Source organism: Gemmatimonadales bacterium (genome assembly GCA_036265815.1).
GTDB lineage: Bacteria > Gemmatimonadota > Gemmatimonadetes > Gemmatimonadales > GWC2-71-9 > CAVVWJ01.
Map to the genome: position 1 here is coordinate 1 of DATAOI010000055.1, position 18,827 is coordinate 18,827.

Genomic DNA, 18,827 nt, shown 5'->3' on the forward strand with positions numbered 1-18,827 from the left:
GCCGAAATGACGATGATGGGCGTTCGTCCGGAGCGGCGGATCTCCCGCGCGACCTCCAGGCCGTCGCCGTCGGGAAGACCGAGGTCGAGCAGGATGAGGTCCGGGTTCCGTCCCGCGGCCTGCGCCAGCGCCTCCCGAGCCGTCCCGGCTTCCACCACCTGGCAGTCGTGGGCCCGGAGCGTCGTCCGGAGGAAGCGGCGCATCTGAGGTTCGTCCTCCACCAGCAGGACCAGCGGGCCGACGTTAGCCATTGAGCTCCACCGTATCGGCTTCGAGCGGGAGCGGAGGAATCTGAGGCCCCGAGAGCGGCAGGGTGAACCGGAAGGCGGCACCACCACCGGACCGGGGCTCCACCCACATGCGCCCGCCGTGCGCCGTGATGATTCCCCGGGAGATGGTGAGCCCGAGCCCGGCACCACCCGGCGCCGATCCGCCGGCCGCGCCCCCGGCACGGTAGAACTTCCTGAACACCGCCTCCTCCTCGCCCGCGGGCACTCCCGGACCGCGGTCGGCCACTTCCACGCAGACTTCTCCCGCGCCGGGAGAAGCCGTCACCGCGATTGCCGTGCAGGGCGGCGTGTACTTGGCGGCGTTCTCGAACAGGTTGATGAACACCTGCTCGATCAGCAGCTCGTCGATCGGCACCAGCGGAAGGTCGGGCGGCAGGTCCACCTCGACCGGATGATCTTTGAGGCGCTCCTCCACCCTGAGGAGCGCCACGCCGAGCGCCTCCTCCAGGGGTTGCCACGATTTCTGCACGGCCAGCGCGCCGGTCTCCACCCGGACCATGTTGAGCAGGTTGGACACCAGCCGCGTCATCCGGCGGGACTCCTCGAGGACTGTGTCCGCGAGGTCGTGACGTCCGTCCGGCGTCAGGGTGCCATCCTCATCCAGCAGGCTGCTCGCCGCTCCTTCGATCGTGGCGAGCGGGGTGCGGAAGTCGTGCGAGAGTGAGCTCAGCAGCGAGGTTCGGAGGCGCTCCGCCTCCGCCGCGGCTCGCGCCTGCTGATGCTGTTCGGCCAGCACGGCGCGCTCCAGGCCGAACGCCGCCTGGGCCGCGAGGGCCTCGACCAGCCGGACCTCCTCGGGGTCAGGGACCTGGTCCGAGGGCTCAGGCCGGACCGCCACCAGTCCGAGGTGCCGGTTTCCGTTCCTGATGGGCACGAGGAGGGCCTCCGAATCAGCGCATCGGGCGGTGCCCGGGCCCGCACTCCGCCCGTCCTGGTGAACCCAGCGGGCCGCGACGCTCTCCGGCATGGACGTCAGGACGTCGCCCGCGAGCGGCACCCGGATCGCACCGTCGGTCTCTAGCTGCTCCGCCCCCAGCGTACATACCTGTCCGACCACGGCCCGCTCGACGTGACGGGCGAGGATGGCGAGAACCTCGTCGTGGGTCGCCGCTGCCGCGAGCTCCGCGTTGAGCGCGGCGACCGCGGAGGCCCGCCGCTCGCGGACCTGCGCCTCGAGCCCGTGCTCTCGGATGACGCCCGTGAGCCGGCTCATGGTGAGCGCGACGACCAGCATGACGGCAAAGGTCAGCAGATACCTCGCATCATGCACGTCGAACGTGTAGTAGGGGGGAACGAACAGGAAGTCGAACGCCGCGATGCTCACCAGGGTGGCGAGGAGGGCGGGGCCTCGGCGGTAGCGCGCGGCCACGACCACCACGCCGAGCAGGAGGAGCATGGCGACATCGACCGTGGTGAGGTGCGACCGCGCTGCCAGGCAGCCCGCGATCATCGCCGCCATGATCACCACGGTCCCGGTGTATTCCGCGAGCCTGCTGCTGGGCCGCCGTGCCGCCGCTCCACGCGCCGGAGAGGTCATGATTCAAGTTACTCCGGTGGGAATCAAGGAAATATCAGGATTGCCTGCGGGGGGTGACCTGCCGTGCCGCCGTCCGGCAGTATTCTGCCGATGCACGCCTCGTCCTTCGACCCCAACGCCCCACGGCCACGGCCGGGGCTCGGTCGTCGCCTTCGGCGGACCCTGTTCGGACGCCCCCGCGACCTCCAGGACAGCCAACTCTTCCATCGCGTCTCCCTGATCGCCTTCCTGGCCTGGGTGGGCCTGGGCGCGGATGGCCTCTCGTCGTCCGCCTATGGACCGGAGGAGGCCTTTCGGGCACTGGGCGAGCATACCTACCTCGCCGTGGCCCTCGCCGCACTCATGGCAGTCACTGTGCTGCTCCTCTCCGCGGCCTACCGGCGGATCATCGAGGAGTTTCCCAGCGGTGGTGGCGGATACGTGGTGGCGAGCAAGCTCCTGGGTGAGCGGGCCGGAGTGGTCTCCGGGTCGGCCCTGCTGGTCGACTACGTGCTCACCATTACGATCTCGATCGCCGCCGCCGGGGACGCCCTTTTCAGCGTGAGCGTCCTGCCGCCCGCCTGGCAAGGGGCGAAGCTGCCGGTCGAGTTCGTCCTCATCCTGTTGCTGACGACATTGAACATCCGGGGTGTTCGCGAGTCGGTGATGGCTTTGCTCCCGGTGTTCCTGCTCTTCGTGGTGACCCACCTGGTGCTGATTGCCGCCGGTGTCCTGGGCCATCTGCCCGAGCTCCCCCGGACCGTGCAGACCGTCCGGCACGGTTTCGGCCAGGGGATCGCGACGCTGGGGGTGGGCAGTCTGCTGTTGATCTTCTTCCGCGCGTACTCCCTTGGCGGAGGGACGTACACCGGGATCGAGGCCGTGTCGAACGGACTGCCGATCATGCGCGAGCCCCAGGTGGAGACCGGGAAGCGCACCATGGTGTACATGGGCACGTCGCTCGCCTTCACCGCCTCGGGCCTGCTGCTCTGCTATCTGGCGTGGCACATCGCCCCGGTGCCGGGCAAAACCATGAACGCCGTGCTCACCGAGCGGCTGGCGGGCGGGCTCCCCTTCGGGCAGGCATTCATCGTGCTCACCCTCTTTTCAGAGGCGATGCTCCTGGTGGTGGCCGCGCAGGCGGGGTTCACCGATGGCCCCCGGGTGCTCGCCAACATGGCGGTGGACTCGTGGGTCCCGCACCGCTTCGCGGCGCTCTCCGAGCGGCTCACAACCATGAATGGCATCGCGCTGATGGGCGTGGCCGCGTTGACCGCGCTGCTCTACACCCGCGGCAACGTGGGGCATCTCGTCGTCATGTACAGCATCAACGTGTTCCTCACCTTCTCGCTCTCGATGTTCGCCATGCTGCGCTTCTGGTACCAACGCCGGGGGAGCCGGCCGGAGTGGAAGGGTCGTCTCGTGCTCTTCGGGGCCGGGTTCGTTCTGTGCGCGACGATTCTCCTCATCACCGGATTCGAAAAATTCAGCCAGGGCGGGTGGGTGACCATCGTCATCACCGCAGTCGTCATCGGCGTGTGCTTTCTCATCCGGCGGCACTACCGGTCGGTGACCGACCAGCTGGACCAGCTCTATCGAGAGCTGGGGGACCTTCCCCACGTGGTGGAGCAGGGGGCGGCAGCGGTGGCGGGGTGCCTGGATCCGCGGAAACCCACGGTGGGCGTGCTGGTCGGCGCGTTCGACGGCGTGGGAATCCATACGGTGCTGAACATCTTTCGCGCCTTCCCGGGACACTTCGCCAACCTGGTGTTTCTGTCCGTTGGTGTCGTCGACTCCGGGGAGTTCAAGGGCGAGGGCGCGGTGGAGAGCCTCCAACGCAGGACGGAGGAGATGCTCGCGAAATATGTGACTCTCGCCGGTCAGCTCGGGATTCCTGCCACCTCGCGGATGGCCATCGGCACGGAAGCGGTCGCTGAAGCCGAACGGCTGTGCCTCGAGGTCGCCCGCGAGTTTCCCCAGGTCGTCTTCTCCGCGGGCAAGGTGATCTTCCAGGATGAGAAGTGGTATCACCGCCTGCTGCACAACGAGACCGCGCTGGCGATCGAGAAGCGGCTGCGCTGGGCCGGGAGGACGATGGTAACGATGCCAATCCGGATTCGGGAGGCGGCGTAAACGTCGGCCTACCCGCTGATCCGAACCTCTCGACTGGAGCATCCTGTCGGCCGGCCGCCCGCGCTCGCCTGCACCGTGATGAGGTAGCGCCCCTTCCGCAACGGCCGGAGGTCGAGCGTCACCGCGCGCCCGACGCTGCGGCGCCGCCGCTCCGGTGCCTCGCGCCAGCGGAGCGTGACGGGCGACGGCGCCGAGAGCGGGCACCAGGGCCGGCCCACCGGATATGGCCCCGCGTCGCTCGACCTCGCCTTCATGGCCGTGACTCCCACCTGGACCGACACCGTCGTCTCGGTCGGGTCGTACATCTCCCAAAAGAGGCCCAGCCGCTCCCTCCGCCGCGCCACAGGGGCCGCGAGTGCCAGGGGCAGCGCAGCTTCCAGTGACGCCGGCAGGTCGCCGTCAGGCGCGAACAGCAGGATGTCCGACAACGCCGGCGCGACGCCGGCCGGGTCGGGGGGCGCGACGGCGCGGCGCCGCGCGATCCATGAAGTATCGAGCCCCACCGCCTCCAGGCTCAGCACCGCCGGCCTCCATGGCGAGCGCAGCGACAGGACCCCGCGCGGCTTGGACGGAGATACCCTGACAATCACCACAGGCGTGGCGGCATCCCGGCTCGCCGCGAGCCGAACGTCCACCCGGCCCGCGCCGAGCACGGAGTCGGGCGTCAGATCGTAGGCGGCGACGGTGAGCGAGGTATCGCCACGGCGGAAGCGGGCGAACTGCACCCGGTCGATCGGATCGAACCCGGCGGCATACCGCGGCGCGTAGCGCGCCGGGGGACGGTCCAGCGCCGGATTCCAGCGGACCTGGGTGGGGTCCGCCCACGGCTCGTCCACGGCGGGGTCCGGCAGCAGCCAAAAGCTCGGGTCCGGCTCGTGGCCGAGGATGGCCGGGGTGAGCTCGCCGGGACGATCAGGCGCCCGCGACCAGTGCGTGGGCCAGCCGAACCGCACGACGAGCTCGCGGGTGTCGGCGCCCCAGGGGACGGCATCCGGGGTCTCGGCGTCCTCGAGAAGGCGCGCCATCGTATGCCGTGCGTAGTGCTCCGTCCGGAGGTCGTTCCCCGGTCGCGAGTAGAGCGGCTGCGCGAGCCACCAGATCCGCTCGTTCGGTACCCGGCGCTCGGCGCATCCGAGCCGGCGATAGGCGCGTCGGCCATCGCGGAGCAAGTCGCCGAGGTCGGTCCAGGTGCATCGCTCAGCCTCCGGCATTTCGCCCAAGGCGCGCATGAAGGCGTCGTCGGCCCCCTGGTAGTCGCCTGCCAGATGGCGCGCAAAGCCTTCGAGCGCGTCACACCACCACCGGGTGGCGCGACAACGCCGCGCCGCGGTCACCGCCGCCTCCGCGCGTCCGTCTTCGACGAGATAGCGCACGAGCTGGCCGGCGATCCAATCATCGCCGGGAAGCCGCGCGGCCGCCGCTGCCAGATCGCGCAACAGTCGGCTGCGCGCCTGTCGCACGCTTCCGGGTTCGGGGGTTGGTGGGTCAGGCGACGGGTCGTACCAGTAGCAGTACCGGCCGATCCGCGCATCGCACCAGCGGGTGGTGCGACCGAGCCCGGAAGGGAGTTGAGCCCGACGGGTCAGCTCGAAGTCGCGCTGGGCCTTGTGCGCTTGCCGCAGGGTCGCGGTAGAGTCAGGCGCCATCGCCAGCAGGAAAGCGACGAGTTCAACGAGGTGGAGGAACATCCGCGACGCCCACAGATTTGGCCGAACGACGTGCTGCGCCTTCTGTTATCTAGCACTGCGGCCCCAGGCGTGCGACGTCGCGGCCGCATGATCAAAAGTTAACGCAGGGTCGTTTCGCCCAAGCGATAGGGCGTTCCACTTGGTTGCTGGGGCGTTCGACCTGGTGAGTGGGACGTTCCACTCGGCGCTTATGCGGATCGCCGGACGGATGGGGGTGATGCACTCCGTCTCCTTGGAGACCATGCCGGTCGTCAGGCCGTCGCACCCCGCCTTGATGACGGTTCACCCGAGGTCAAACCGGGTCCACTCGAGCTCGAGGACGTCGCGCCTCGACCTCCGGTGGGCACATCTCGGCTTTGGGCGGACGGACTCGCGCTCGAGGATGTTCCACTCGAGGTCGAGCACGTTCCACTCGGGTTTGATCGTGTCGCACTCGGGCGGCCGAGTCTGGCACCTCAAGCTCGGGAGGACGCATTCGGACTTTAGGCTCATCGGCCCCGACTTTACGCAGGCGGACTCCGGTTTTAAGGAAGCACACCTTGAGCTCTGGGAGGCCAACCTTGAACTCAGGGCGTCAAACCCGGACCTCAGGCAGGGAGCGCCGAGCGCCCGGCTTCAGGCCTCTCGACACCCGTTTGCAGAGGATTGCGTCCCCGCCGGGCAGCTTCCCCCGGATAACGTCGGTGCAGAGGCGGGGATGCTTCTGGCGCTACGCGTCCGCTGATCTTTCGCTGCCGCTCGACTCTTCCACACTCGACAATCTGGTCGCGCAAGAGCCGCACGGCGCGGCCACTGGCTTGTGCAAGTGTTTGGCTGCAGTAAGCTTTCCGTCTTGTCGGGCCCTTAGCTCAAGTGGTTAGAGCAGCGGACTCATAAGGGCCTTCGGGCTTTTCCGTCTCCGTCCTCCTCAGTCCGCTCCATGCTGGAAGCGTCACCGCAACCTTCGGATGAGGCGTCGTAGGAAGGCCCGGGTTTTCAGGAGCAGCCTTGGAGGGGACACATGCCATCACGCCGCGGGTTTCTCTCCACGCTGGCCGCGGCCAGCGTGTTCCGATTCCCCGCGACTCAGTGGGAGGCAATGGAAGGCTCGGCGCCATGGCGCCGAGCCTTCCCCGCCCTCAACGAGCGTGTCCACGGCAACCCGCTCATTTACTTCGACAATGCAGCTACCACACATCGTGCGCGGGCGGTGCTCCAAGCAGAGATGGAGTACTACTGGCATGCGAACGCGAACCCGGCGACCTCACTGCACGAGCTTGCTCGCCGAGCGGGAGAGCGTTACGAGGCCGCGCGCCAGACGCTCGCAACATTTCTAAACGCCCCAGATCCGGCTGAGATTGTCTGGTGTAGAGGAACGACCGAGGCCATTAACCTCGTGGCTTCTAGCTGGGGCCATAGCATGCTACGCCCAGGCGACGAGATCCTCCTCTCTGTGGCAGAGCACTACTCGAACCTATTACCCTGGCAGCAGATCACGCAGCGTAGAGGGGCCGTACTGCGGTTCGTGGACGTCGACGACGACGGTGTGCTTAAGCTCGACCACCTTGACCAGCTGCTTTCGCCACGTACTCGGCTCCTAAGTCTCGCACATGTCTCGAACGTGTTCGGCAGGATCCAGCCGGTGGTAGAGATCAGCAAGAGGGTGCACGACCGGGGCGCCCTGGTGTTCCTCGATGGAGCACAATCGGCTCCCCATATTCCGATCGACGTCCAGGCCCTTGGTTGCGATTTCTTCGCCCTCTCCGGTCACAAGATGACCGGCCCAATGGGCGTAGGTGCCCTGTGGGCGCGGCGCGAGCTACTTGACGCCATGCCTCCGTATCAGCTCGGCGGACACATGGCAAAGCGCGTGGAGCTCCTCTCCGGGGAGTTCGCGTCGGCGGCGTACAAGTTCGAGGCGGGCAGTCCCAACATCGCGGGGCCAGTGGCCTGGCAGGCCGCTATCGAATTTCTCCGCCAGATCGGCCTGGACAAGATCCGCGCGCATCATCGCATGCTCGTGCAGCACACGCTCGAGCGGCTGACAGGGCTTCATCGGCTCTCGATCTTTGGCTCATCGGCCGCAACCGAGCGCGTCGGGATCTTTTCTTTTGAAGTTAAGGGCCTCGACCCGGTCACTCTGGCGCGAAGCTTGGACCGGCGAGGTATTGCAATCCGCGCTGGGGACCTGGCCGCTGCACCCTTACTTCGGAGTCGCGGTCGAGAAGCCCTCGCCAGGGTTTCGTTGTATCTGTACAATGAGCCTGCAGAGATTGACCATCTTGCCGAGGAGTTGGAGCGGCTTGGCGCCTGAGCCGCACATGTAGCCGACCGGCCGGACGTGTCCCGCGCTCTGCGTGGCGCTTATCCCCCGGGAGGACGCGCTCGAGCGATGCCCTGGCGCTCGGCCTCGCCGGATGGCGCGGGGATATGCCGCATGCGGGCCTCCGTCTCAATAGGTCCTTTGTACTAGAGTGGTTCCCTTCACTTTTCCCGCTTTCCGTGCACACGCTCCCCAGAAGCCAAGTGTCGACACCGCCGCGGCCCTGCGAAAGGTCACCCGATTGCCAGCAATTTTGCCCCCGCGGCAGGCTATCCTCAGGGAGCCTGTGTGTCGGGCGCTTGTCCAAGTGCAACGCCCTTCGCATGTTTCCGTCGTTCGGGCCCTTAGCTCAGGTGGTTAGAGCAGCGGACTCATAATCCGTCGGTCCCTGGTTCGAATCCAGGAGGGCCCATTGGACTTAGCTATCGGCTATCAACACGGTGTGGGGACTTTTGTGGGGAGATCTGCCTCGGATCAGCATTCTTGCTGATTTACTCGCCTACTTCACCATCCTCAAGACCACCGACTCACCCACCAGCAGCTCGAGCGCCGCGGCGTCTTCCCGGAGGTAGGCCAACACCCACAACTCCACTCCCTCACCCCTGGTGAACCCCCTCACAAAAGCGCCTATGGCAAACCGACGGCCCGTAGCTGCGGGTGTGGGATCTTGAATTTCGAGCTCGAGCCAGACCGGTGATGGCGGTGCGGATGGCAGCTCACGGAGATGTATGGGGTGGTCCTCCCAGTGACTCTCAACCGACTCAATACGAATGACGGACGCTGAAATGACTGCCGAACACACTTCGTCGAGGCGCTCGAAAAGACTGGCAGCGAGCTCCTGATCCGGCGGCTCTTGCGCTACCACTACAACTCCGGAGCGGCGAATAGCCTCCCAAAGACGTGGAGGCTGGTACGTTGTACCGCGCTGACCGCTCAATCCCCCTCTCCCTCTTTCTCAGCCGTGGACTGGACGCTGCTGTCCGCAATCGGCCCCGCTCGTAAACGATGATGTGCGTCGGAGTCCAGCTCGAACATAAAGACGAGTTCAACCGGACAGCGGCAGTCAGGGCACATCACGACCAGTGGCTTCTCGCCGAAGGGGTTCCCCCGCGGCCGAGTGACGCGGTCTGGTATGACGAGCACTGTTACAACGGATCCCCCCGCCGCTAGCCGGCCGCCGGCACTCACCTAGGGATCGAGAGGAGCGAGCATGGCTAAGTGCACCGTCTGCGGCGCCAAGACTTCGTTCATGATGAGCATGTGCGATTCCTGCATCGAGTCTGGGCGCCAGCGCGACCTTGATGCCATCGATAGGGCTAATGTAGAACGCGGAGTGCAGTCGCAGCCCCTGGGAATTACGCCGACTGGGAGCACGAGCGCAGGGAGTGAGGGGGCCTGCTTACTTGTTGGAGGACTGCTCCTGGCAGTTGGATTCTTTTTTCTCGTCGTGAATCCATCGGAGGGAGGGGCCGAGCTGCTAGGTCACCAGGTCGTCAATTTGCAACGTATATACCTCGGCCAGACTTCTGCGATCTGTGGGGCTGTTTTTCTTGCAGCCGGGATGCGCCCCAGATAGTTGCCTAGAGGCCGTCGATCGGCACCCCCGCGAGCCGGGCCTCGAAGGCGAGCAACTCCAGTCTATCCCGGAGCGGCCAATCGCGATAGTCCTCCCCTCGCCGGTCACCTTGACGGCCCCTGTACCGCAGCGTATCTCCTCACTTGCCCCCTTGGTAGGTGAGTCCTGATGTCTTCCAGTCATTGTCCACGCTGTGGCCTGACGATCGCTCAGCCCGCGGCGAGCTGCCCCCTGTGTCAGGCGAGTCTCATCCGAGTAAACGCGCGACGTGTGCTGCTGTGGTCGACCGTCGTCGTGGAGTTCCTGCTGATCCTGGTGCTGCATTTTCGCGCCGGCCCGGTCCCCCTGGTGATTCTCGGGTCCCGCTAGACTTCTCGGCGTGCCACAGGCTAGCGGACACCCGTGAACTGACCCTCCACGCCGCCTGACCCGTCACATCTTGTACCGCGATGTACCGGCACCTATACTTACGCCGTACCGTCCCTCGAAGGCGGTACAGGGGAGCGCCCCGGGCGGGTCTTCAACCCGCCACCCCCCTAATCGGGAACTCTGTTCAGTTGGAGTTACCGGGGTTGCTCCCTACGCCGCCGCACGGTGCAAGCCATGCGGCGGCCGCTTTTTCCGGCATCCTCACTCGTAGCATATCAATTTCAGTGTAGCGTGAGGAATGAATGGCTAGCGCCCGAGGCGGGAGGATCGACGCGTTTCGCGGGCAGCTTTGGATTCCGCGATCATGCGTTCGGCTCTTGCGCAGGTTTCGGCGGCAGTCGCGCAGATCACCGCGGCACGTTCTGCGGCTTCTAGGGCGATCTCGCAGGCTGCCGATAAGGACTGAGAGAAGGGCTGGTGGGGGCTGTGGCGCGGACGCATCCCGCACTGTAGCGCCTGCTCGGGGACCGCTCAAGCAGGCGGTTTGATCCATAGAAGCCAGTTCCTCAGTGGCTTCCTTCAACCGCCTCGGTGGGGCCCTGACGAGGCGTCACCTGCGGTACCCGCCGCCGCCGATCGACGTCGGATGCCTGCGGGGTGCCCACAGCCGAGTCACCTTGAAACTCGAAATCACGGTCGGAGAGGATCCGGGGACCGGGCGCCCAGGAAGGTGACCCATGCCGCAGTTGGCGGAGCACAATGCGGCGGACTGCTTCGGCGAGTTGCCACCTGCCCGGCGGGATCCTCGGATACCACGTCGCGTACTCTTGGCGTAACCGGGCTTGGCGGCTCATCCTCCACTCGAGTCAGGAGAGACGTGCCGTTGCTGCGGGCTCCGGATCCGTCAGGCGCGTGTGAGCACCGGGCGGATGGCGAAGGCCACCCCGGAAGCGAAAGTCGCCCTCGGCGAGCGCCCGCCGTCGCGCCCGTACTCGCCGTCCGCACCCCTCTAGATGCTTCCGCACCAGCTCCGCCATGCGGGCGGCCTGGGTCCACAGCCGAGCCGGGATGAACGGATACCGGTCTGCCGCCTCCCGTCTGAGCCGGGCCTCTCGGATGGTCTCCATCATGGCACAATCCCCCAAGCTATTCCGACAGCGGGGCGATGCGGTCGGAGGCATCCCCCACGTTGAGTTAAGTATGACGGGGTGGCCGGGTACAAGGTGTGGGCAGGCTCACTAAATGGCGGCCGGGATTCGCGATTGGCGGCACCCCGCGAGCCTGGCGTAGGCGAGGAGCTCGAGCCGCTGCCGACCTGGGCATATCCAATGCTACTCCTTCCCCCAACTCATCCTCAGGTCTTCAGCCTCTTGGTCTTGGTTTCCGCGGCAGCTGTCTTGATGCGGACATTCACGGCATCTTCCATCGGATCTTTGAAAGGCACCTCGACTCGGAGGAGGCCGTGCTCGTAGGTCGCTTCGGCTTGGTGAGGTTTTACCGGCCAAGCTAAAGCGTGCGCGGAGACATACTCAATATCCCTTGCGGGCGCCGTCAGGTGGACGCTGTCTTCCAGGATCTTCAGATCGATGGTCTCCGCTGGCGCCCCTGGGATGGCAAACTCGACTACGAGCTTATGGTTCTCCCCGTCAGCATAGGCTACTGTTTCGGGCGCAACCTTCATCCGAATGGCCGGCATCTTGGCACCCTCCTGTGGGAGCTTCACAACGTGTAGCGAGGTCGACTCACTGAGGTGGGCGGGTTCTCGCATAGTCCCGGTCCGTCAACTGACCCTCAACACTGGTGCGGGGTGAGCCACGCCGGCTGTAGGCGCGCTGGGGTCGGGTTGCCGCCCTCTGCACGTTCGCAATTTCCGGCTCGGCCATGAGCGACTCAACAGTCCTCAAGAGTTGGTCAGCGGTGAATGACTCATCGAGCGTCGGCACATTGGAGGGCATCCCGGCCAGGGCCGACGTACCGATGTGAAGTACGGAAAGGTCGGGGTGCTCGCGTCGGATGAGTCCGACGAGACTCGGTGTATCTTCGCCGGTGCCCGCAGTGTTGAGGATCAGCAGTCCGATGTTCGGGAGTTCATGGCACAGTTCGCGGGCGGCGAGCCCGTCGTGGGCTTGGAACACGCGATAGCCGCACATACGGAGGAGGCCCGTGACAGAGAGCAAGAGCGCGTTGTAGTCGCAGATTACGATGCGTCGGCCCTCGGAAGAGGGGTCGTTCGCGAGGGGCCGCACTGTGGGTCCTTGAGGTCCGGCAGTGACAGCCGGCTTTGGCAGGTAGGAGTCAAACTCCTATCCAAACCTACCCCCCCGCACCACGAATTGATAGCCCATAATCCCCACCCCGGACCTTGTGCCAATAGATGTGCCATACCCACCAGCGCCAGCGAGCGCCGGTAAGCGGTCAGGGCTACTCTTCCAAGGGTTTCTGTTGCTGGTCAGCTTCGGCCGGCGGTGGGGCCTGCGCTCCGGAGCAAGAGGTCGCGCGTTTGAGTCGCGCCGGGCCCATTCTCCGAAGTTCTCACCCCGCCATCGGTTATCGGTGCGCGGGGTTCTCACTTTCTGACCCTGCTGCTGATTTTGTGACGATCGTTGTGCCAGAACGCAGCCGGATGAGCTGATCGCCGAGCCGCTCATAGTGCTGCTCGATCCGGTACTCCACAACTTCCGACCGGTGGCGGACGGTGCCCAGATGGGAGTAGACCCGCTGCACCATAGCCGGCGACGTGTGGCCGAGCTCGCGGCTCACCGTGTAGATCGAGACGGGCGCGCCGCTGTCGAGCGTCTGCAGTCTCGCGGCACAGTACGAGTGACGGAATATGCGATGGCGGATCTCGCCCCGCTCCCACCCCACCCGCTTGGCGATCCGGTCGAGGAGCTTCCGCGTGTCGCTCAGCATCTCAGCCTTCCCGGTGCCGGGAAGAGGAGCGACCCGCCGGCCTCAAGTCGTGGCCCGAAAACCCTTCGAGATCGACGAGCTGGTCGAAACGACCCGCTCGTTGCCAGCATCCTGAAGGCCTCCAGCGTCGAAGGCGAGCGGCGCCTATCCCGCAGTGAGAATCCGCGGTAAGCTTCCAGCCCCTCTCCCCGCGGTGAAGGCTGCTCTGCCATGCCCGACGATAGCTCCCTTCCCTCAACCCCGCGTCAACGCTCGGCTGGCTTTGAGCGCCGCCGCTGGTCCCGGCTGTCAGCCCAGCCTACCCGTCGCCCACCCCCACGACCTCGTACCCCTCTTGCCGCATGCCCGCTCGATGAGCGCGACGCGCGTCCAGGGTTCTACTTATTCGAGAGCGCTTCCTGCTCCCGGATGGTTCGCACGACGCGCTCCGCAAAGATGCGTGTGCCCGCTCGCACCATTGGCCCGGGATCGCCCTTGAGTTCTGTGGAATCGTCCATCACCAGTTTGCCGGTGCGGACGTTGACGAGCTGGCCCGTAAACAGCCAGATCAGGTTGCTGGTCTTGCTCACTTTGCTCATCACGACCCAGTTCGCTCCGAGGGTGCGCCCGACGTAGCGGGCGCAGGCCATGATAACATTGCACGCCTTACCGCCTCCGGTGATCGACCGAGCTGAATCGGATCTCGTCGCCCGACCCACGAGCCCCGAGTCGAGGACTGAGGCCCCCAGCAGCGCGCGGACGTTGTCCCCCAGAGCCTGCGTCGCGAGCCTGGCGACGGCGGTATCGGTTGCCTGCTGAAGGTTCGCGCCAGCAGTGTAGAGGGCGACTTCGAGCACCGCGACGTGTCGGACCGCACCGGCTCCCGCCTGGCCCTGTGCTCTGGCGAGGGTCGGGGTGACCAATGATGCGGCAAGGACCAGGCGCGTGATTGAGCTGGGATACATGGAAGCTCCGAAAGGCGTGAGGAAATGGGCGGCCGAGGCACGTTGGCCTGTGGCAGTGGTACGAGCAGCGCGGCCACGTGGGGCCAGCTGCCTCCTACTCCTACGGCCATCAATCAGACCTTAGCTAAGCTGTGCTTGTGAGTAGCGAGCGCGGTGAGCACCGTGGCGGCTCGACAACTCACCCGTGGGCATTCCCGTGCCTACTCCTCCTCGTCGGTGTTCTCCGCCGCGACGTTGATGCTCTCAGCCAGCTTCGTCAACGCCTTGTCCGTGTTACCTTCTTCGTTGAGCGTTTGCTGAAGCAGCTGAGCGTGATCCGCATGGCCCAGGAGCTTCGCCCAGGTCCGGACGGTGCCATACCCCGCCATCTCGTAGTGCTCGACGTGTTGTGCGGCCGAGATCAGGCCCGCGTCGAGTACGTCGGCCTCCGGCTTTTCCTTGATCAACTCGGACCCTTCCTTCAACAAGCCCTCCATACCCACGCACTTCTTTCCTCGGGGGCTTGCGCGGAGGGACCTAAAAATCTGCTCAAGGCGTCGGACGTGTTCCCTGGTTTGCTGTTCGTGCGCCCGGAATGCCTGCTTGAGCGGGTTGGCCGACGCCGCCTTGATCATCCGTGGCAGCGCTTTGAGAATCTGATTCTCGGCGCTCCACAAATCCTTAAGCTCATTGATGTAGAGTTCGGCCAATGTGTCCATTTCCATGAGGAACTCCTGGGTGAAAGACCCGCCGCTGCTCTGCGGCTGGGGTGTTGCACTGCAAGTAAAGGTGGGTCTGAATGACGGTTCCGGAGCGGTTCCGGGCCCCAGCGACCCACTGGTTGCTATTGCACCACTCACACCAAGCGAAAAGCGCCCGGCCCTTTGCCGAGCGCCTTCCGCATTCTGCCGACAGGTCAGATGGTCTTACCTTTCCCCGCCAGGGCATGATACAGCACGAGCACGATCACTGCTCCGATGGTGGCGACGACCAAGCTCCACACATTCAAACCAGTCGCCCCCGCCGCTCCGAATCGGTTGAATAACCAACCTCCTACCACCGCACCGATGACCCCCAACACGATGTCCGTGAGCACGCCCTCACCGGTCTTGTTCACGATCTTGCTACCCAGAAATCCAGCGATCAAACCAAGGATGATCCATGCGAGAATGGACATGCGAAGACCTCCGCAGCGAGAATGGTCAAGCGCGAGGTTGTCCCCAGCGTTTAGCCTAGGCCAGTGCGCCCGGGAGCGGGCTAGGACTTGCCACCGCCGGAGCCGCCCTGACCTCCGCCTGGGCCGCCCTTCTGACCGCCAGAACCACCCTGACCGCCTCCACCACTTTGGCCACCACCGGAGCCGCCTTGGCCGCCACCCGCGCCGCCCTGTCCACCGCCTGAGCCTCCCTGCCCGCCCCCAGAACCGCCTTGGCCGCCCTTCTGGCCGCCGCCAGACCCGCCCTGGCCGCCGCCAGACCCGCCTTGGCCGCCGCCAGACCCGCCCTGGCCACCACCCGGACCGACTTGGCCACCCTTCTGACCACCACCCGAACCACCCGGACCACCACCTGCTCCACCCTGACCGCCGCCTTTACCGCCTTCACGATTGGCCATTGCTACGCCTCCTTGTTTTCGCCACGTGACAGCCTGAATCCGGGAGTAGAGAATGGGTGCTTCACCCTCGATGCGCGAGGTGCCTCCACTCCATCCGTATTGGGCGGCAAGTATGCTCCCCTTGGGAACGGACCGTCGTGAGCGGGATCACCGAGCGACGGCACACCAGGGGGAGGAGAACGAGGCGATGCTCAGTCGATTCGCCTTACGCCAGCGGAGCAAGCTTCAGACGGGCAGATGATAGAGTCCTATACCTCAAGGACGCTGCGCAATGGTGAGTGGGCTCACGGACGGGCACCGTCGGGAACCGCATCCGTTAAGTCTGAAGCAATCCCCCAGGCTTGCTGATCAGGGGTCACTCTGGACCTAGTACCCAATCTTCTCAGGGGTTCCAATGCCAAAACAATCGCCCATGCGTTTGGCCACACTCGCCCTGTTGCTCGGGGGGGTGGCGTGCGCAAAGAACAACGCCAATGAGCAAGTCGGCGCCGCCCGAGATTCGACTGCCATGTCCGACTCAGCCAAAGCCAATCAGACGAAGTCTGGCGTTACGGATTCGTCAGGGAAGTCGACCCTCGGCCCCGGAGTCACCAGGACCAGGCCCGACCAGGGGCAGCCGGTGACCTCCAAAGGCGACACCATCAACCCTGGCGTCGATAGCTCGTCCAGAATGGGGGCCGACAGCTCGTCCAGGATGGGGGCCGACAGCTCGTCCAACATGAGCGCCGACAGCGCGGCCAATAAGGGCGTCGATAGCTCGACCGCGCCTCGTTAGCAGCACCGGGCAAGCTGGGCACTGTCGGATGACATCCACGACTGGGAGTCGGTCGTGGCTTCGATCAACCAGTGGTATCCGAGCGCCCCTGCCTTGGCGGCGCTCGGACCTGCTGCGCTTATCGGCCCGAGCAACAATCGTCGCTACACGTGCGCGCTAAGGCAGCATTGGAAGGTCGAGGAGTTCGTACATTGGGCTAGGCTTTGACAAGCATCTCAGTTTCTCAGTGTCTTTCTTTGGTGCAGCCGGTCATTTTGGGCGCCCGACGACCCAGCAGGCGTCCATAGTCGGGGCGAAGTCTCATCTGAGACCCGCCCCTTTTTGTTGCCATGGAGGTACCGAGCGAATCGGCATGCTACCGCCCTTGCAGAGCCAGCCGATGAGGCACAGCGGTACTGCGGCGACCCTCGAGCACCCTGAGTCCGACGCCCTTAATGACTTTGAACATTGGCCTACGCGGCGAGCTGCGCGGGAGATCGGAGATACTACCGGTGTAGTGAAGGGACTTGAACGGGCAATCAAAATGCCCAGTCGATTCACGGAGGCTTGTTTCCAGCTCGATCCCACCTCTGCGCCGCTCCGGGGCGACCTGCGCTTCGAGCGGCTGGTGAACGGCACCTGATGGCGGACTTACCTGAGCAGGTCCATCGTGTGGACTAGCTGACTGTTACCGCATTGAGCGCGAGCTCGGGCGCGGTGGTGTGGCCATGATATACCTCCCTCAGGACTGCGCCATAAACGGCCGGTCGCGCTCGAGGTCCCGCACCCAGAGCTGGCCGCCACCTTGGGACCGAAGCGGTTCCAATGCGAGATCAGGCTGGCGGCTCGCCTCCAGCACCCGCAGGGTCACGGTGAGTCCCGCAGTTCCCGCAGTAATTCCCGTTTCGAGCGGGCGCGGGCGCGGTCCTGGCCCCTTTTTACAGGTTGTGCAAAACCCCTCCACGCTAGTTTCCACGCTATTTGCACGGAAATTCCCGGCCCCGAGGCCCCGCCGATGTTCACTTTTGCAAACAGGCCGGCCCGTGAGCCCGCCCGGCAATGTCAAGTTTTGACAAGTTTTCGGCCCCTGGCCCGGTGTTTTCCAGCACGAGCCGAGTTTTTCCCAGTCCCGCCACCGCTGTTTCACCGCTGTTTCCCTGCTCAAGGGCCCTCAGAGGGGCAGGATAGCGACCGATCACCGCTAATTCCACCGCTATCTCTTGGGTTTTCCGATGGGTTTCTCGCCGGGTTTATGACCTTTTCGACGATTGTGTAATTTTACGCAATCGCCCCCGAACTGCCGGCACCGCAAGACGATAGCCGGACCGCTCGAGCCGCTCTCAAGGCCGACCTAATGGGTTCATAACCCGCCCGCCAACGGGTTTTCTAACGGGTTTTTCACCTTTACTGCGGGAACGCCCTCTTTTTCTAGGCTACCGCAAAACCCCGCTCCCGCACCGGGTTAGGCCCTCTCCGAGCCGCCCGGGGCCGTCCGCAAATGACCGCAGTAAGACACGATTTACGTGGTTTCTCACGTGGTTTCCCACGGGATTCCCCGGCCCGGCTCACGCTGTTTCCCACGCTGTTATCCGGGTTTTCATCCGAGTTTTTCCCGGTTTTCTTTTCCCGGCGGCAGAGTTGACCGCAGAGTCGGCGTTGGGGCTTTCCCGGGTTGGGCCACTTGAGTGGGCCACTTGGGCCACGAGTCAAAACGTGTGGCCCAGACTTTTGGCCTGTCGTACCCAAGGGTTACGGGTTATTGGGCCACTTGGGCCACCAAATTCAGCATAAGAGCGAATCTTGTGTGTTGTGGAATGCGGCCCGCCGCCTTCAGAACACCCGAGCAGCATCTTCGCCCGACCCGTGTGGGGACTTCCGTGGGGAGGTCTGTGCGGAACGGCGCTCTAGGGCTCTGCGGGTCGGTGCGGGTTCACGTGGATTCTGCGGGGTGGTGCGGTGCCCGTTCGGCTACCTGCGGCGAGTGGTCCGGCCTCATAATCCGTCGGTCCCTGGTTCGAATCCAGGAGGGCCCATTGAATTTGGACGCTCCGCCCCCGAAGAAATGTTCCGGTTAGTGTGCCGGATACTCAAGGAGCTGTAGGAGCGCCGGCAGCAGCCTCGCGGCGTTGCCGCGCGGCGCACGGCTGCTGGTAGGGAGGGCGCTCCGGTGGCTTGGAGAATGAACCTCCCGGACTCCAAGGGTCATCACCTAGGTTGCTCAAATCCCGCTCTGCCGCTGCGCACCTCGTCGCCTGCTACGACCGCTTTGTGAAGATCCCATGCGGCTTTGGCGATCACTCCAAACTCCTTGTCCGTTGGCGGTTGGGCCGACTCCCCGGTGCGGCCCGCATAAATAATGGCCGCCATGATGGCAACAATGTCGCTTCGGTCGCCTGCCATTTGGCTCCTCCAGTTACGGGAAAGACACGTGGGAACCTCGGGTAGAAACTTAGACCCGGCTGGTCCGGGAGTGGCAGGGTGGAAGGGAGGTCTACACCGATAGATCTTGGTTCCTATCGGGGGACGACACACTGAGGTAGCTTCGTCCTATGTCAAACGATCTCCAGAAGCAGCTCAGTTACAGCGAGGTGCGGGCGGCCTTGAACCGTCGCGCAGCCTTTGAGAGCCATCAAGAAGGGACTGGGAAGGTCCCCTCCTACATTCTTCATGTGAGGCCCCGCTATAAGGGCTACGAACCATTTACTCTGGCCGGCCCTGATCCCGCGGCACTGCTTCGCGAAGCACTCAGCCG

16 protein-coding genes and 1 tRNA gene are annotated in these 18,827 nt (G+C 64.9%); 4 read left to right on the forward strand and 13 right to left on the reverse strand.

Annotated features, from left to right (window positions below; genetic code table 11):
- Both VHR41_12530 and VHR41_12535 read right to left on the reverse strand, forming a co-directional pair.
- Positions 1-251: response regulator (locus VHR41_12530; protein HEX3235019.1), on the reverse strand; the 251-nt coding region annotated here is incomplete at its 3' end.
- Positions 244-1,827, reverse strand: a complete 1,584-nt coding sequence (locus VHR41_12535) for a DUF4118 domain-containing protein (protein ID HEX3235020.1) — start codon at positions 1,825-1,827, stop codon at positions 244-246. The genes VHR41_12535 and VHR41_12530, both read right to left, overlap by 8 nt.
- 90 nt (positions 1,828-1,917) lie before the next feature.
- Here VHR41_12535 and VHR41_12540 point away from each other — a divergent pair, with 90 nt between their 5' ends.
- Positions 1,918-3,939, forward strand: a complete 2,022-nt coding sequence (locus VHR41_12540) for an APC family permease (GenBank protein ID HEX3235021.1) — start codon at positions 1,918-1,920, stop codon at positions 3,937-3,939.
- Positions 3,940-3,947: 8 nt separating this feature from the next.
- Here the strand turns inward: VHR41_12540 and VHR41_12545 are convergent, their stop codons facing one another.
- A complete protein-coding gene (locus VHR41_12545) occupies positions 3,948-5,627 on the reverse strand; it encodes a hypothetical protein (protein HEX3235022.1) in 1,680 nt (559 codons plus the stop codon).
- 1,000 nt (positions 5,628-6,627) lie between these two features.
- Here VHR41_12545 and VHR41_12550 point away from each other — a divergent pair.
- Both VHR41_12550 and VHR41_12555 read left to right on the forward strand, forming a co-directional pair.
- Positions 6,628-7,920 (forward strand): aminotransferase class V-fold PLP-dependent enzyme, encoded by a 1,293-nt coding sequence (locus VHR41_12550; GenBank protein ID HEX3235023.1) that lies wholly within the window; start codon positions 6,628-6,630, stop codon positions 7,918-7,920.
- A 347-nt stretch (positions 7,921-8,267) separates the two neighbouring features.
- Positions 8,268-8,341 (forward strand) — tRNA-Ile (locus VHR41_12555).
- Positions 8,342-8,428: 87 nt separating this feature from the next.
- On the opposite strand, the gene VHR41_12560 is transcribed toward VHR41_12555, so the two are convergent.
- The 10 genes from VHR41_12560 to VHR41_12605 form a co-directional block, all read right to left on the reverse strand.
- Positions 8,429-8,794 (reverse strand): hypothetical protein, encoded by a 366-nt coding sequence (locus VHR41_12560; protein ID HEX3235024.1) that lies wholly within the window; start codon positions 8,792-8,794, stop codon positions 8,429-8,431.
- 1,946 nt (positions 8,795-10,740) lie between these two features.
- On the reverse strand, positions 10,741-11,004 hold the full coding sequence (locus tag VHR41_12565) for a hypothetical protein (GenBank protein ID HEX3235025.1): 264 nt from the start codon (positions 11,002-11,004) through the stop codon (positions 10,741-10,743).
- Positions 11,005-11,228: 224 nt separating this feature from the next.
- On the reverse strand, positions 11,229-11,570 hold the full coding sequence (locus VHR41_12570) for a hypothetical protein (GenBank protein ID HEX3235026.1): 342 nt from the start codon (positions 11,568-11,570) through the stop codon (positions 11,229-11,231).
- An 851-nt stretch (positions 11,571-12,421) separates the two neighbouring features.
- The gene (locus tag VHR41_12575) at positions 12,422-12,784 is read right to left on the reverse strand and encodes a hypothetical protein (protein ID HEX3235027.1); all 363 of its coding nucleotides are present in this window, start codon (positions 12,782-12,784) and stop codon (positions 12,422-12,424) included.
- A 377-nt stretch (positions 12,785-13,161) separates the two neighbouring features.
- Positions 13,162-13,620, reverse strand: coding sequence for a DUF2380 domain-containing protein (locus VHR41_12580; protein ID HEX3235028.1), 459 nt, complete (start codon positions 13,618-13,620; stop codon positions 13,162-13,164).
- A gap of 308 nt (positions 13,621-13,928) precedes the next feature.
- Positions 13,929-14,432: a ferritin-like domain-containing protein gene (locus VHR41_12585; protein ID HEX3235029.1), complete on the reverse strand. Its 504-nt coding sequence runs from the start codon at positions 14,430-14,432 to the stop codon at positions 13,929-13,931.
- 191 nt (positions 14,433-14,623) lie between these two features.
- Entirely contained in the window at positions 14,624-14,884 is a 261-nt protein-coding gene (locus VHR41_12590; protein HEX3235030.1) for a GlsB/YeaQ/YmgE family stress response membrane protein, read from the reverse strand.
- A 55-nt stretch (positions 14,885-14,939) separates the two neighbouring features.
- Positions 14,940-15,311 carry a hypothetical protein gene (locus tag VHR41_12595; protein HEX3235031.1) on the reverse strand — a complete coding sequence of 124 codons (372 nt, stop codon included), beginning with the start codon at positions 15,309-15,311 and terminating at the stop codon, positions 14,940-14,942.
- A 541-nt stretch (positions 15,312-15,852) separates the two neighbouring features.
- Positions 15,853-16,062, reverse strand: a complete 210-nt coding sequence (locus VHR41_12600) for a hypothetical protein (GenBank protein ID HEX3235032.1) — start codon at positions 16,060-16,062, stop codon at positions 15,853-15,855.
- Between the two features lie 2,218 nt (positions 16,063-18,280).
- The gene (locus VHR41_12605) at positions 18,281-18,475 is read right to left on the reverse strand and encodes a hypothetical protein (GenBank protein ID HEX3235033.1); all 195 of its coding nucleotides are present in this window, start codon (positions 18,473-18,475) and stop codon (positions 18,281-18,283) included.
- Positions 18,476-18,624: 149 nt separating this feature from the next.
- Here VHR41_12605 and VHR41_12610 point away from each other — a divergent pair.
- The coding region (locus tag VHR41_12610) for a hypothetical protein (protein HEX3235034.1) at positions 18,625-18,827 on the forward strand (203 nt) is incomplete at its 3' end.

Bases quoted from the DNA above. Each gene is read 5' to 3' on its own strand.
- VHR41_12585 (HEX3235029.1), bottom strand. From the start codon at position 14,432: ATGGAAATGGACACATTGGCCGAACTCTACATCAATGAGCTTAAGGAT.
- VHR41_12570 (HEX3235026.1), bottom strand. From the start codon at position 11,570: ATGCCGGCCATTCGGATGAAGGTTGCGCCCGAAACAGTAGCCTATGCT.
- VHR41_12545 (HEX3235022.1), bottom strand. From the start codon at position 5,627: ATGTTCCTCCACCTCGTTGAACTCGTCGCTTTCCTGCTGGCGATGGCG.
- VHR41_12605 (HEX3235033.1), bottom strand. From the start codon at position 18,475: ATGGCAGGCGACCGAAGCGACATTGTTGCCATCATGGCGGCCATTATT.
- VHR41_12565 (HEX3235025.1), bottom strand. From the start codon at position 11,004: ATGATGGAGACCATCCGAGAGGCCCGGCTCAGACGGGAGGCGGCAGAC.
- VHR41_12575 (HEX3235027.1), bottom strand. From the start codon at position 12,784: ATGCTGAGCGACACGCGGAAGCTCCTCGACCGGATCGCCAAGCGGGTG.
- VHR41_12590 (HEX3235030.1), bottom strand. From the start codon at position 14,884: ATGTCCATTCTCGCATGGATCATCCTTGGTTTGATCGCTGGATTTCTG.
- VHR41_12540 (HEX3235021.1), top strand. From the start codon at position 1,918: ATGCACGCCTCGTCCTTCGACCCCAACGCCCCACGGCCACGGCCGGGG.
- VHR41_12550 (HEX3235023.1), top strand. From the start codon at position 6,628: ATGCCATCACGCCGCGGGTTTCTCTCCACGCTGGCCGCGGCCAGCGTG.
- VHR41_12535 (HEX3235020.1), bottom strand. From the start codon at position 1,827: ATGACCTCTCCGGCGCGTGGAGCGGCGGCACGGCGGCCCAGCAGCAGG.